The following is a 13,056-nucleotide window of genomic DNA, read 5'->3' as shown; positions in this document are numbered from 1 at the left end:
TGCTCGCCACGGCGCCAGCGACTCGACTGTGTCCGACGACATTACGTGACATATCGCCACCATGTCAACCAGCCGATGCAACAAGTCCAACCTTTGCGAGTCATAGATTTATTCAAATGGTCAGGGTTCTCCTGATTGCTCGGGTGTTCCTGAGCGCTTGCCCGGGTCCTCCACGGCTGAAACTCCCTCTTTTCGTCCACACGCCCCGCCCGGCGGCCCGCTGCATGCATCTGGCGGCCATTCGCAGGAGGCGATGCGCATGAAAAAGGTTCGCTCTTCTCTCCTCGCCGGACTCTCCCTGGCCGCCGCGCTCTCGATTCCAGCGCTATGCGCGGCGCCCATGGGCTGCAAGAAAGCCCCGACCTCGCAGCCGGAGCAAAGCGCGCCCGAGAAGCCCACCACGGAGCTCATGCAGCGCACGTGGGACGCGTGGAGCACCCTCGATCCGCAGAAGGCCGCCCCGTTCTACGCAAAGGACGAGGGCCTCGTCTTTTTCGATTTCGCGCCGCTCCAGTATCGAGGCTGGAATGCCTACGAGAACGGTGTGAAGAAACTTCTCGCGCAGTTCAGCACCATGAAAGCCAAGGTCCGCGACGACACCCGGATCGAGGCCCATGGCAACCACGCATTGGTCGCAGGTATCGTGCATTTCGACGTCACGTTCCAGGACGGGATGACGGAGTCCTTCGACGCGCGCTGGTCCGTGGTGTGGGAGTGGCGCGAGGGGCAATGGCTCATCATCCACGAGCACCTGTCGGTGCCGATCCACGACGGGCCACCGGAAGCAGAGCCCCCGCAGGGCGGGTAGTTCGATTCTGTCAGCGCCGCGCCGGGGCGCCGCCCCGGACCCCGCGGGGGCTGTTCGCCCCTCGACCCGAACCAGCGCAAGCGCTGGACCTTTCGGGGAAGAACTGCGCGATGCGCAGTTCTTCCCACAGGCCGGTGGGACGGCGTTGCCAGTCGAAACGACAGCGCGGCTGTCTTGATTGGCAGGATCGTTCCTGGTCTTGACTCGGCCTGTTCGATGAACTGCGCATCGCGCAGTTCATCGACCCCGGGTCCAGCGCTTGCGCTGGTCCGGGTCCAGGGGCGGATAGCCCCTGGTGGGGCCTGGGGCAACGCCCCAGCGCAGCGGCTTCATTCGGGATGAGCTGAATGCTCAATCGTCGCCGCGGCCGGCGCGAGACCGTTTGCGTTCCCCTGCGCGCTTTTTTTCGTCGAGGCGTCGCTCGACTGCGCCGCGGCTCGGGCGTGTGGGCTTGCGAGGCTTGGGCGCGATGAGTGCTGCTGCGACGAGTGCGCGGATCTTGTCGTGGGCGTCGGCCAGGTTTTTCAACTGGTCCCGCGTCCTCTGGCTTGTGACGCGCAGCTTGCCTTCGGCGTCGAGGCGCGTGCGCACCGACGCGAGCAGACGCGCTTGCGCTCCGTCGTCGAGGCCCACGATCGCGGCGAGATCGACCCGGACGTCTACCTTCGACTCCACCTTGTTCACGTTCTGACCGCCGGGGCCGGATGAGCGCGCTGTCGTGACGGTGAGGGCCGATGCCGGGATGTGAACACGATCGTTCACCACGATGGCGCCTTCCGGGGGCGTGCGGCTTTCTCGGGGATCCACGGCTCGTCTCCTTCTCTTGCGTGTTGCTGCGCGGAGGTAAGCACCAAGGCAGCCGTTCGTCGAGATACCGGGCTTGAAGCCGCGCATCATTGCCTGGAAGAGCGCTCACCGACGCGGGGGGTCTATTGCCAGGCGACACCTGCGTCCGGTAGAGTCCGGGCCCCGTTGAATTCCTGGGTGCGGGATGGAAGCGGGGACGAGGGCGGCGTGAGCGATCGGCAGGGGATCATCGTCGGGCTCGCTTCGGCACGCGGAGGCGTCGGGCGCGCGATGGCCGTCGCCAATGTTGGGGCGCTGCTCGCGCAGAAAGGGAAACGCGTCCTCGTCGTGGATCTGGCCGTCGACGAGCCTGCCCTGGAGCGTTATTTCCAGGGGCGGGGCGAGGGGCGGAAGGGCGCGGGCGTCGTCCATTTCTTCGAGGGCGTGCGTGCTGCGGCGCTGCCGCTCGTGTCCGGACGCGGGCGGGACGTCCCGCCCGAGGCGGCTGTGCGCGCGGGGATCACGCAGTTCCTCGACGGCGGGGCGGGGATCCGCGTGGTGCCCCTCAAGCTCGGCGGAGCGCCCGCCGAGATGTTTTACTGGCCCGCCGAAGGGGCGCGATCGGCTGTGACACGAGCGCGCGTGATCGAGGAGTGCTCGTGGCTGCTCGCGCCGCTCGCGCAGGCGCTTCGGGCCCGGTACGACGAGGTGCTCGTGAACATGCCCTCGGGGAGGACCGAAGCGACGGCGCTGCTCGCTGCGCACCTCGTGGACAAACTCGTGCTTCTCGTGGATGACGCGTCGCTGGAGGAGGCGATCGATCTCGGACGGTTCGCGCACGCGCGGCGCGCGCTCGTGGACGCGAGTCGGCCGCTCCCGCTGTTTCCGCTGCTCGTGCGCGTGGAGGAGGGCGCGAGTGGGCGCGCGTTCGTGCAGGAGGCGAAGGAGCAGCTCGAAGGGCTGATCTACGAGACGACGAACGTGATGGGCCGGGATCTCGGGCCTTACCTCGGGCTTGCGACGATCCCTTGGAACGAGCGCGCCGCGCGGGGCGCGGCGATCGCGGCGGAGATCGAGTCGGCCGCGGATCCGAAGAGCCTCGCGCACGCTTATCTGCGATTCGTGCAATGCCTCCGGCGCCAGAGCCCGCTCGACGTGGGCGAGGCGGCGCGGCCGAGCTCGCGGGATCTGTGGGCCGCGATCGAGGCGCGGCGCGGGCGATCCGGGCCGGATTCGTCGCCGCCGCCGTCGTCGCGGCTCGTCGTGGAGGACAGGGGCTCGTCGCCGCCCTCCGGGAACCTGCCGCAGAGCGTGCGGCTCATCGAGGGGGATCCGTTCGCCCGCGCGGCGGTGCTGCGGGCTGAGGGGAATTTTCGGGCGGCGAGGAAGGCGTACCTGGAGATCGCGCGCGGCGAGATCCGCGACGAGGGAGGATCACGGGACGCGGCGCGGGCGCTCCTCGCGCTCGGGGATCTCTCGATCGAGTCGGGGGATACGAGCGTCTCCGATTACGGCGAGGTGATCCGGCGCTTCTTCCCGCGGCGATTCGAGGACCCGGAGTTCCTCACGGCCGTGCTGCTCGCGTCGTATCGTCAGGGCAAATTCCACGCGGGCCGCGAGGCGTGGGCCGAGGCGTGCAAGCACCTCGGGATGGCGCTCGAGCTCGCCGAGGAGATGCGCCTCACGGGCGAGCCGCCGTGGCTCCGGGCCGTGCACGCCGATGCGGCCCATGCGGCGGGCGTCTGCTGCCAGGAGCTCGGCTGGGACGATACCGCGGCGAACCATTTTTCAATGGCCTGCGCCGCGGGCGTGGGCGTCACGGGCAGCGGCTATCGCGCCGTGGAGGCGGCGTCGCTCGCGGGGTCGGTGTTTTCGTTCGGGCGCATGGGCGCGTTGGATCGGGCGCTCGATGCGGCGAGGGAGCTCGCGCGAAAGGCGGCCGCGCCCGCCGCGGAGACGCTCTCCGCGTGGTTTGCCCTGGGGGCCGCGAATGCGGCGGCGACGCTCGCGCTCGCGGGTCATCCCGTCAAGGCCGCCACGGCGCTCGCGGGGCTGCGCGAGCGGCTCGCGGGCGCCACGGAGACGCCCTATTTCGAGATCGCCGCCGCTGTCGCCTGCAACGAGGTGACGGCGCTCGACGCCGCGGGGCGGCACGAGGAGGCGGACGCGCGGATCGCCGAGGTGCGCGCGCGTTTCGCGGGGAGCCTTCACCTGCCCATCCTGGAGGCGCTCTGCGCGGCGGAGTGCTCGCACGCGATCACGCGCGCCGCGCGCGGACAGGCGCGGGAGGCGAGCGAGACGCTTTCCGTCCTGCGGGATCGGCTGATGCGCGCGTGGCTCCGGCTCGAAGCGGGGCCGAGCCTGCTCGCGCTGGTCGCGGGGGTGTCGTATTCGCTCGCGCACGTGCTCGAGCGGGAAGGTCGCGTGGACGAGGCGCGCGCGGCGCTCGCGGAAGCGTCCTTGCGCGCGCGCTGGGACGATCCACGGAGGCCGCGGATCCTGGGGCGCGCTGGGCTTGCGCTCTTGCGGGTCGCGTCGATGCTGCAGGGGTTTGGCGTGCCGGCGAGCGAGGCTTCGTTCGAGGTCGCCCGGAAGCACCTGCGGGAGGCCGCGGAGCACGGCGGGTCGGATCCATTTCTGCTTGGTTGCGCCGGGATCCTCGCGCTTTTCCGCGCGGACGAGGAGGAGGCGCGCGGGTTTCTGGAAAAATCGTTCACGCGAGGCGGAGAAGCGGCGCTCGCGCGGGCGTGGGGCGCGGTGCGGGCGGCCATGAAGCCCCATGAGGGCTGGTTCGTCCGCGAGATCGGGGCGCGGATTTCGTCGCTCTCCGGCGAGACGCGCGACGCGCTCGGCGCGCGGGATCCCTCGGGCCTCGGCTGGATTCTCGCGCTCGCCGGCGCCCCCGTCGCCGCGCGGAAGGAGGGCGCTGCCCCAAGCGCGACGCCGCCGGAGGTCGCGTCGGGCGGGGGGCTCGGTCGGGCGAATACGCGGGCGATACGTACCCACGCGGCGGCAGTTTGTCGTCCAGACACATTGCTCTCCACGGAGCCTCCGGTCCCGTGGCTCTCGTGCCCGCTGCTCCTCCTCGAGCAGCAGGACGAGGGCGCGAGCACATCGGCGAGCGGAGCCTCGGGGCGCGCGCGGGGCGAGGTGCCCGAGGTCGCGCTGCCGGAGATCACGTTGCCTGTGCCGAGGACGGGGCCCGAGGGCAATCTCCTCGGGATGCTCGCGGCGCTGTACACGGGCACGTCGGCTTACCGTGCGGCATTGCGGCGGACGACCGTGCACGCGGGGGGCGTGGAGGAGGTGGCGGAGCTCGTGGATGCGTGGCGCGGCGAGGACGGCGAGCCGCTCGTGCGGATTTTCCCGGACGATCCAGCGGAGGAGGTCCTGCTTGCCCATGGGAGCGAGACCTCGCTCGTGCGTCGAGGGCACGTGATCGCGAAATCGACGCTGGAGGATTCGCCCTATGTCGCGCTCGCCGCGGTGCTCTCGGAGGGCCTCGGTGCGGCATTCGACGTCGTCATCTCGGGCGAGGAGGGGCGCGCGTGGATGGCGGTGATCTCGGCGGTTCCGCGCAAGCCGCGCGCGGGATGCGCGCGGGCCCGGATCGAGGTCGACCGGGTGCTCGTCGCGCGGGGGGATCTCGGGGCGATCCGGCGCGTGGTGATCTGGGACGCGCGCGGGGACGAGCATCGATTCACGATGGAGGGCACGACCCGGCTCTTGCCGTCCGCCGCGGCATTCGCGCAACGAGATGCGAGTGCTCCGGCGACGAAGCGGTAACCGTTAGGAGCGCCGAACCTGTTCGGCGCTGCGAGATCGCGAAGCGAACTCGCCTCGGGGGGTGAATCGTCCAGGCTTTGCCTGGATGCTGAGCATTGGTCTCATCGCAAACCGCCGCGCCGGGGCGCTGCCCCGGGCCCCGCGGGGGCTGTTCGCCCCTCGACCCGAACCAGGGCAAGCCCTGGACCGTTCGTGGAAGAACTGCGCATCGCGCAGTTCTTCCAACAGGCCGGTGGCAAGACCAGGAAGGTGCGTTGCCCGCTGGTGACGAGCACGTTGCCTGTTGAATCGTCAGCGCCGCGGTCTTGATGGGCGGGGTCGTCGCTGGTCTTGACCTGGCCTGTTCGATGAACTGCGCGTTGCGCAGTTCATCGACCCCGGGTCCAGCGCTTGCGCTGGTCCAGGTCCAGGGGCGGATAGCCCCGGTGGGGCCTGGGGCAACGCCCCAGCGAAGCGGCTCCCAGATGAGACCAATGATCAGGCCTGGATGAGAGGGGGACGCGAGGCGTCCCCCTCAGGAAGACGGCCAGCGATAGGCCTTGAGCCGCCATTTCGTTTTGGCGAAGCTCGATTCCTTCACGGAGTTCGACTGGTTTCCGCCGAGGAGCACGTAATGGGTGTTCGTCTCGCGAACCAGGAATCCGACGTGATTGCCGGAGGTCGACAAGGACGAATTTGCGGCGCTGGCATTGTAGATGACGGTGATCGCGCCCTGGCGCGCGGTCGTGGGCGAACCCCATTTCACCCAGCTCGCCGCGGCGGCGGAGTTCGTGCCCTTGATCCCGACCTTCTTGAGCACCCAGTTCACGAACGAGGCGCACCACGCGATCTCGTCCGACTTCGCGCGGAGCGTGGTCGTCGCGTGGTACTCGACGATGCGCGGATTGGCCGCCTTCCCCGAGGTCTCGCGGGTGCCCTCTTCCTTGCGCGCGATGGCCATCCACGAGGCGTTGCCTGCGCCGGGATTGGCCGGGGCCGGCTCGGGCTCGGAGGGTTTGGGCGTGGCGGGCGCCGGCCGCGCGGGCGTGGAGGGGGTGGGATCCGGGGCGCCGGCGGGTTGATACTGAAAGCTCGCGCCAATGGCCTTCGCGTCGGGATCGAGGACGGCGTCCCAGGTGCGCGGTCCGACGATGCCGTCGTCCTTGAGGCCACGCTTGCGCTGGAAATGGCGCACGGCGGCATCGGTCCGCGGTCCGAACTGGCCGTCGGGGCTCATGGAATACGCCCAGCGCTTGAGCTCGCGTTGCAGGACGCGGACCTCGTCGCGGAGATGCGGCGCCGCGTCGGGATATCCGGACGGCATTCGCAAGGTGGGGCGGAGCATGCGGCCGAGTGTAAGGGAAGGGCTGCGAAGAGGGAAGATGCGCCTTCAGGCCGTGCGGGCGAACCAGGCGACGATGGCTTCGAGGCGGCGCCGGTCCTCGTCGTCGAAGGCGGCGGGGCGGTCGGAGTCGATGTCGAGCACGGCGAGGAGCGCGCCCGAGGCATCGAGGACGGGGACGACGATTTCGGAGCGGGAACGGGCGTCGCACGTGATGTGGCCGGGGAAGGCGTGGACATCGGGGACGACGACCGTTCGACGCTCCTTTGCCGCGGCGCCGCAGACGCCCTTTCCGAAGGGGATTTCGAGGCAGCCGAGCGTGCCTTGATAAGGACCGACGCGGAGGAGGTCGGGGGCGACGACGCGGTAGAAACCGGTCCAGAGATGGCCGAAGCCGTGATGCAGGAGTGCGCTCATCGTGGCCATGGCCGCGATGGGATCCGAGAGGCCCGCGAGGACGGCTTCGAGCGTGCGGTCCAATTCGTCGTAGGCGCGGTCTTTGGGCAAGTCGCGGAGATCGGGGGTGGATTCGGCCATGGGACGCAGACGATACTACGAAGCGCGAGGGGCGCCACGGAGAGCGTGAAAGAGTGGATCTTCCACCCGGCGTCGTTTATACGCGAAATGGTAGCCGCCGATCCGTACCCGCACGGGCGCGGAGGGGGACGGCGGGCTCGATGGAGGCGCTTGTCATGTCGAAGAAGGTTTCCGCGATTCTTTCCGGGGCCGCGCGTATCGCGACGCTCGGTCTCCTCGCCGCGGCGTCTACGGGCTGCATCGTCGTGAAGATTCCGCCGCCGAAGAAGGGCGACGCGTTTCAGCCTCCGCCCTCCGCGGCGCTGTCGATCAAGCGCGGAGATACGCACCGCTTCCGCATGAACTGCGGCGCCAAGGCGACGTTCCGCTCGGACATCGCCAACGCCGAGCGTCTGGTCATCGAGTTCAAGGGCGAGAACCTGAGCCCCGTCGATCAGCAGACGACGGCGACGCTGCGCCTGAACTGGAACGGCGCGGGCGCGGCCCTCGACCTGCCGATCGGCATTGGCGACAAGGGCGACCGCAGCACGGGCGGCAGCCTGACGGTGACGGGCGACCCCGGCCGGCACGAGGTGACGCTGTCAATGGAGGACGCGCCCGATTGCGGCCCGGTCAACTTCCGCATCGGCTTCAAGTGAGCCTGCGCGGCACGAGCGGCCGCGCGTTTCTTCCCATCCCCCAGACAGACGGATCCTGAAGGCACGACGCGCCGAGGCGCGAACGGCCTTCGTCCGCGTCTCGTTCATTCCGAAGCACAAAAAACCGAAAGGTCCGGAGGACGTTCATCCTCCGGACCTTGTCGGGGCGAGTGGATTTGAACCACCGACCCCTTGACCCCCAGTCAAGTGCGCTAACCAGGCTGCGCTACGCCCCGAGCCGCTCTGCGTGGTGTGTGCCCCGCATCGCGAGGCGGCACCCTAGTCGAACTGTCGAGGATTGCAAGAGCCACGTTCGTCGCTTTTGTACGTCCGTCCCAAATTCGGGGGGGCGCCCTACGAACGCGCAGTCGCGGCAGCCCGGAGCGCGGCCGAAAGGGCCCGGACGTCGGGCACGGCGACGACGAGGCCAGGGTCGTGGCGAGCCCACACGGCGACGTCTCCGGCGGCGCACGCGACGACGGGCACGCCGAGCGCGCGCGCCTCACGCACGACGGTGGGCGCAGCCTCTGCCGCGGAGGCATGCAGGAGCACGTCGGCCGCGGCGATCCACGCAAGAGCTTCGTCCCGCGGCACGAGGCCGACGAACCGCGCGTCGGCATGATGCGCACGCGCGAGAGCTTCGAGCTCGCCCCGCAGAGGACCGTCTCCAACGACGACGATCGACATCGACGCGGAGGTCGCAGCCTCGATCGCGAGGTCGACGCGCTTCGAAGGGACGAGGCGGCCCGCGGCGACGACGAGTTTGTCCGCGGACGGAGGTGGAACGAGCGAGGCGCGGAGCATGCACGCGCGCGTCGTGACGTCGGGCAGATCGAGGAGGACGGGCTCGACGCGGGAGGCGCGTTCGAGGCGCGCAGCAAGCGGTGTGGGCAAGGCGCGCGAGAGGGCGTCGAGAGAGGACGCCGCGGCGAAGCGGAAGGAGGCGTCGCGATCGAGGAGCGAGCGCAGGATGAGGATGCGCGCGGCGGCGGGCATCGCGCAGAGGAGGCGCACGTCGGCGCCGTGGCCGACGACCTCGATCGGCGCGGGAAGACCGAGGAGGATCGGCACAGCCGAGGGGACGATCCAGTGCGCGATGGCGCGATCGACGGGGCCGATCGCAGAGGCACGCGCGCGCGCGGCGATGGCGAAGGGGAGCGCGTGAAGCAAGCGCGTGGGCTCGCGGCGGGCGCGATCGAGCGCGCCAGGCCATCCGAAGAGCGCGCCTCCGCCTGCCGGATGCACGTGGAGCGAGGGCGTCGTGGGATCCCGCGTGGGTTCGTCGAACGGCGAGCCGCCGGGCGCGACGACGTGCACCTCGTGGCCTTGCCGTGCGAGCGCGCGTGCCTCGGCGCGGACGAAGTGCCCCGAGGGATCGGCGTCGCTCGCGGGATAGGAGGTGGTGACGACGAGATGCTTCAAGGTCGAACAAAACGACGAAACGCCGGACTCCTCGGAGCGGCCGGCGTCATCGTCGATGGCCCGAGGCGCGCGGAGGCGCGCCGGGTTACCAGGAGGCGCGCGGACGCGCCGCCGGGCTATTGCATCACGTCCATCTTGGACCGCTTGCGGCGGCGGCGGGCAGCCTCGGACGCCTTCTTGCGGCGCTTGACCGAGGGCTTCATGTAGTGCCGGCGCCTCTTGAGCTCACGAAGGATGCCCTCCGCGGCCATCTTCCGCTTGAGGTGCTTGATCGCGCGCTCGATTCCCTTGTCGCCCACGGCGACCTCGAGCGGTTTGCACTGAATGGCGTCGGTAGGCATCTCTGAACGCGTCCTCTCGTTTCCGTCGTGCGGGCCCTGTTCCCCCGGGCCGCGCGGGGCGTTGTCGTCCTCGTTTTCCGGTTTCCCCGCAGCGCACAGGCACACGTGTACGTGAACCCGGTTCGCGAGGGGGCGACAGTATGTCAGTCGGTTTTTTGTCTGGCAAGGCCGTCCACGCGTGTTCGAGAGGCCCGTAGATCGTGCGCCAGGCAAAACTCGTGAGGTTGTCCACGATTTCTTCTGCCCCCTGCCGCCCCTAGGGGGGTCGCTGACGCCGGTAAGTGTAGGGATTTTCCTCAACTCAGGAGGCCTTGCAGCTGAGAAAGTTTCTAAGTATCCAGCGGACGTGCCGAACGCGTGCCCCGAGGCCGAAGCACGTTTCGCCGAGATGCTGGCGCGCGTCCGGGCCTCCGGCCTCAAGCTGACGCCGCAACGGCTGGCCATCGCGCGCGAGCTCGCGGGCGACCCGACGCACCCGACGGCCCAGGAGCTCTTCGAGCGGCTTCGCCCCGCGATGCCGACGATGAGCTTCGCGACCGTATACAACACGCTCGACGCGCTCGCCGCGGCAGGGCTCTGCGTGTCCTTGAGCCTGTCACCGGGCGCAGCGCGCTTCGACGCGAACATGACGCCGCACAACCACGCGGTGTGTGATCGCTGCGGGCTCGTGCGCGACGTGCCCTCGTGCGCGAACGGCGAGCCGATCACGGAGCTCGCGCCCTGCGTGAACGCGGCCGCGCCCGGGTTCTCCCTGCGCGCCGTGGAGCGCATCTACCGCGGGCTGTGCGAGGCCTGCGCCGCGGACGAACCCACGTTTGCCCGTACGCGCGCGGGCAAACCACGATAGTTTCACCACGCAGTTCCTCCCCATCGTTCCGAAGTACGAAGGAGACGAGATCCCATGGCGAACCTCGCAGGAAGCAAGACCCACCAGAACCTGAAGGACGCGTTTGCCGGCGAGTCGCAGGCGAACCGCCGCTATCTCTACTTCGCCAAGGTCGCGGACGTGGAAGGGCGCCCCGAGATCGCGGGCCTCTTCAAGGACACGGCCGACGGCGAGACGGGCCACGCGCACGGCCACCTCGACTACCTGAAGGCGGCCGGCGATCCCGCCACGGGCCTGCCGATCGGCAACACGGAGAAGAACCTCAAGGCCGCCGTCGCCGGCGAGACGCACGAGTACGAGACGATGTACCCGGGCATGGCGAAGACGGCCCGCGAGGAGGGCTTCGACGACATCGCCGAGTGGTTCGAGACGCTCGCGAGGGCCGAGAAGTCGCACGCGGGCCGCTTCGCGAAGGCCCTCGATACGCTCGACTTCTGATCGAGTGCGCCGCGGGGCGCGCGGGCGAGCGGCAACCGCTCGCTCTCCCGCGCGCCTGCCGCGCCTTTGGCGGCCCTTCCCTTTGCCCGGACGAACCGGAGACGAGAGCAAGCCGTGAGCGTCATCCCCCGCAAGCCCAAGGCCCCGCCGGCGACGAGCCCGCACGATCCGCGCTACTACGACGCGCGCGATCTCGAGGCGGAGCTGCGCCGCGCGTTCCAGATCTGCCACGAGTGCCGCATGTGCGTGAACTACTGCGGCTCGTTCCCGGAGCTGTTCAACCGGGTCGACAAGGCGATCGAGTCGGGCCGCGCCGAGGGCGCAGAGCTCATCGACGACGCGGACATCAAGGCCGTCAGCGACGCCTGCTGGCAGTGCAAGCTCTGTTATATCAAGTGCCCGTACACGCCTGACGAGAGCTCGTCGGAGATGCTCGACTTCCCGCGGCTCATGGCCCGCGAACGAGCGAACCGCGCCGCGCGCGACGGGATCACGTTCGTCGACAAGATCCTCGGCGAGCCGCAGGCGATCGGCGCCGTGGGCGGGGGCGTGATGGCGCCGATCTCGAACTTCGTCCTCGCGTCGAGCCTCGTGCGCAAGGTGCAGGAGAAGGTGACGGGGATCTCGGCGGAGTTCCCGCTGCCGCCGATGGCAAAGGTGACGTTCGGCGAGTGGTTCGCGGATCACGAGCCGGCCGAGAACGCGGGGAAGAACGGCGAGGTCGTGCTCTTCGCGACCTGCTACGGCGAGTACAACGTGCCGAACGTGGCGCACGCGACGGTGCGCGTGCTCGAGCACAACGGCGTGCGCGTGCGCTACCCCGGCGCGGGGGAAGATCGCGGCGCGATGCTGACGTGCTGCGGGATGCCGAACCTCGACGGCGGCGACGTGAAGGCCGCGACCGAGAAGATCCGGCACAACGTGGAGCTGCTGCTGCCGCACGTGCGCGCGGGCCGATCGATCGTCGTGCCGGGGCCGACGTGCGGCTACACGATGAAGAAGGAGTGGGCGGAGTACTTGCCGACGCCCGAGGCGAAGGAGGTCGCGGCGGCGACGATCGACCTCATGGAGTTCTTGGTGAAGCTCGGCCGCGAGAAGAAGCTCGTGCGCGAGTTCCCGGAGAAGCTCGGCAAGGTCGCCTATCACGCGGCCTGCCACCTGCGCGCGCAGAAGGTCGGTTTTCCCGGCGCGCGCGTGCTCGGCGTCGTGCCCGACACGGACGTGCGCGTGATCGAGCAGTGCTCGGCCGTCGACGGGACGTGGGGCATGAAGGCGGCGAACTACGAGACGGGGCGCCGCTACGCGCAGAAGCTCGTGCGCGGCGTGTCGGACACGGAGCCGGACATGGTCGTGAGTGACTGCACGCTGGCAGGGCTGCGCGTGGTGAAGGAGACGGGCAAGCACGTTCTCCACCCGATCGAGGCGCTCGCGCGTGCCTACGGGCTCTTGCCGGCCGAGGGCGCCGAACCCACGACGAAGGCCAAACGAGCCTGATCCTGGAGGAGAAGAGAGCGATGCGACCGATCGATCGGAGCGAGATCCTGCCCCTCGGCGACTACGAGCAGATCCGGGCGAGGTTCCGGGCGCGCGTCATCGAGGAGAAGCGGCCGCGGCGGGTGAAGCTCGGCGAGCAGATGTCGGGGGTGTTCGAGAACCGGGACTCGGTGCTCTTGCAGATCCAGGAGATGCTGCGCACCGAGCGCATCACGAGCGAGAGCGGGATCAAGCACGAGCTCGATACGTACAACGATCTGATCCCGGCCCCGGGCGAGCTGAGCCTGACCTTGTTCGTGGAGATCCCGGACGCCGTGGTCCGCGACCGCATGCTGATCGAGCTCCGGGGCCTCGAAGGCTGCGTGAGCGTGGAGATCGACGGCGTGCGCGCGCCCGCGAAGAGTGATCCGAAGGGCGTGATGCCGGACCGGACGACGGCGGTGCACTACTTCAAGGTGAAGCTCTCCGAGGACGCGGTCGCGGCGATCCGCGCGAAGACGGCGAAGGTCGCGGTGCGCGTGGATCATCCGCGGTACATGGTGCGGACCGAGCTCGGGCCCGCGTCGATCACGAAGCTCGCCGAGGATCTCGCTTGAAGC

The 13,056-nt window shown here is 69.4% G+C and carries 11 protein-coding genes, 1 tRNA gene and 1 pseudogene; 7 read left to right on the top strand and 6 right to left on the bottom strand.

What is annotated here, in order from left to right:
- Positions 1 to 259: 259 nt before the first annotated feature.
- A complete protein-coding gene (locus tag KEG38_RS44880) occupies positions 260 to 808 on the top strand; it encodes a YybH family protein (protein ID WP_272426885.1) in 549 nt (182 codons plus the stop codon).
- 351 nt (positions 809 to 1,159) lie between these two features.
- Here KEG38_RS44880 and arfB read toward each other — a convergent pair.
- Positions 1,160 to 1,573: pseudogene (arfB, locus tag KEG38_RS44875) on the bottom strand (alternative ribosome rescue aminoacyl-tRNA hydrolase ArfB); the annotation flags it as partial.
- Positions 1,574 to 1,822: 249 nt separating this feature from the next.
- Between arfB and KEG38_RS44870 the strand changes: the two are divergent.
- Complete coding sequence (locus tag KEG38_RS44870; RefSeq protein WP_272426883.1) at positions 1,823 to 5,380, top strand: nucleotide-binding protein; 3,558 nt, start codon at positions 1,823 to 1,825, stop codon at positions 5,378 to 5,380.
- A gap of 514 nt (positions 5,381 to 5,894) precedes the next feature.
- Here the strand turns inward: KEG38_RS44870 and KEG38_RS44865 are convergent.
- Together KEG38_RS44865 and msrC are read right to left on the bottom strand one after the other, a co-directional pair.
- Positions 5,895 to 6,704 (bottom strand): NlpC/P60 family protein, encoded by an 810-nt coding sequence (locus KEG38_RS44865; protein WP_272426679.1) that lies wholly within the window; start codon positions 6,702 to 6,704, stop codon positions 5,895 to 5,897.
- A 45-nt stretch (positions 6,705 to 6,749) separates the two neighbouring features.
- Entirely contained in the window at positions 6,750 to 7,238 is a 489-nt protein-coding gene (gene msrC / locus KEG38_RS44860) for a free L-methionine (R)-S-oxide reductase MsrC (protein WP_272426680.1), read from the bottom strand.
- A 155-nt stretch (positions 7,239 to 7,393) separates the two neighbouring features.
- Between msrC and KEG38_RS44855 the strand changes: the two genes are divergently transcribed.
- Entirely contained in the window at positions 7,394 to 7,876 is a 483-nt protein-coding gene (locus KEG38_RS44855; RefSeq protein ID WP_272426681.1) for a hypothetical protein, read from the top strand.
- 161 nt (positions 7,877 to 8,037) lie between these two features.
- Here KEG38_RS44855 and KEG38_RS44850 read toward each other — a convergent pair.
- From KEG38_RS44850 to rpsU, 3 genes are all read right to left on the bottom strand, one after another.
- Positions 8,038 to 8,112, bottom strand: a tRNA-Pro gene (locus tag KEG38_RS44850).
- Positions 8,113 to 8,230: 118 nt separating this feature from the next.
- Entirely contained in the window at positions 8,231 to 9,298 is a 1,068-nt protein-coding gene (locus KEG38_RS44845; RefSeq protein ID WP_272426682.1) for a glycosyltransferase family 4 protein, read from the bottom strand.
- Positions 9,299 to 9,414: 116 nt separating this feature from the next.
- Complete coding sequence (gene rpsU / locus KEG38_RS44840; protein WP_136928365.1) at positions 9,415 to 9,639, bottom strand: 30S ribosomal protein S21; 225 nt, start codon at positions 9,637 to 9,639, stop codon at positions 9,415 to 9,417.
- A 346-nt stretch (positions 9,640 to 9,985) separates the two neighbouring features.
- Here rpsU and KEG38_RS44835 point away from each other — a divergent pair, with 346 nt between their 5' ends.
- The 4 genes from KEG38_RS44835 (at position 9,986) to KEG38_RS44820 (ending at position 13,053) form a co-directional block, all read left to right on the top strand.
- Positions 9,986 to 10,486 carry a Fur family transcriptional regulator gene (locus KEG38_RS44835; RefSeq protein WP_272426683.1) on the top strand — a complete coding sequence of 167 codons (501 nt, stop codon included), beginning with the start codon at positions 9,986 to 9,988 and terminating at the stop codon, positions 10,484 to 10,486.
- 54 nt (positions 10,487 to 10,540) lie between these two features.
- Positions 10,541 to 10,963, top strand: a complete 423-nt coding sequence (locus KEG38_RS44830) for a rubrerythrin family protein (RefSeq protein ID WP_272426684.1) — start codon at positions 10,541 to 10,543, stop codon at positions 10,961 to 10,963.
- 114 nt (positions 10,964 to 11,077) lie between these two features.
- Positions 11,078 to 12,457 (top strand): heterodisulfide reductase-related iron-sulfur binding cluster, encoded by a 1,380-nt coding sequence (locus KEG38_RS44825; protein WP_272426685.1) that lies wholly within the window; start codon positions 11,078 to 11,080, stop codon positions 12,455 to 12,457.
- 20 nt (positions 12,458 to 12,477) lie between these two features.
- Complete coding sequence (locus KEG38_RS44820) at positions 12,478 to 13,053, top strand: DUF3501 family protein (RefSeq protein WP_272426686.1); 576 nt, start codon at positions 12,478 to 12,480, stop codon at positions 13,051 to 13,053.
- Positions 13,054 to 13,056 lie beyond the last annotated feature (3 nt).

It is taken from the genome of Polyangium jinanense, assembly GCF_028435265.1.
In the GTDB taxonomy this organism is placed as follows: Bacteria; Myxococcota_A; Polyangia; order Polyangiales; family Polyangiaceae; genus Polyangium; species Polyangium jinanense.
This window is presented reverse-complemented; position numbering and strand designations above follow the sequence as displayed.

What these genes read in the sequence shown, in the direction of transcription:
- KEG38_RS44880 (WP_272426885.1), top strand. Translation starts at nt 260, where the DNA reads ATGAAAAAGGTTCGCTCTTCTCTCCTCGCCGGACTCTCCCTGGCCGCC.
- KEG38_RS44865 (WP_272426679.1), bottom strand. Translation starts at nt 6,704, where the DNA reads ATGCTCCGCCCCACCTTGCGAATGCCGTCCGGATATCCCGACGCGGCG.
- KEG38_RS44830 (WP_272426684.1), top strand. Translation starts at nt 10,541, where the DNA reads ATGGCGAACCTCGCAGGAAGCAAGACCCACCAGAACCTGAAGGACGCG.
- KEG38_RS44855 (WP_272426681.1), top strand. Translation starts at nt 7,394, where the DNA reads ATGTCGAAGAAGGTTTCCGCGATTCTTTCCGGGGCCGCGCGTATCGCG.
- msrC (WP_272426680.1), bottom strand. Translation starts at nt 7,238, where the DNA reads ATGGCCGAATCCACCCCCGATCTCCGCGACTTGCCCAAAGACCGCGCC.
- rpsU (WP_136928365.1), bottom strand. Translation starts at nt 9,639, where the DNA reads ATGCCTACCGACGCCATTCAGTGCAAACCGCTCGAGGTCGCCGTGGGC.
- KEG38_RS44820 (WP_272426686.1), top strand. Translation starts at nt 12,478, where the DNA reads ATGCGACCGATCGATCGGAGCGAGATCCTGCCCCTCGGCGACTACGAG.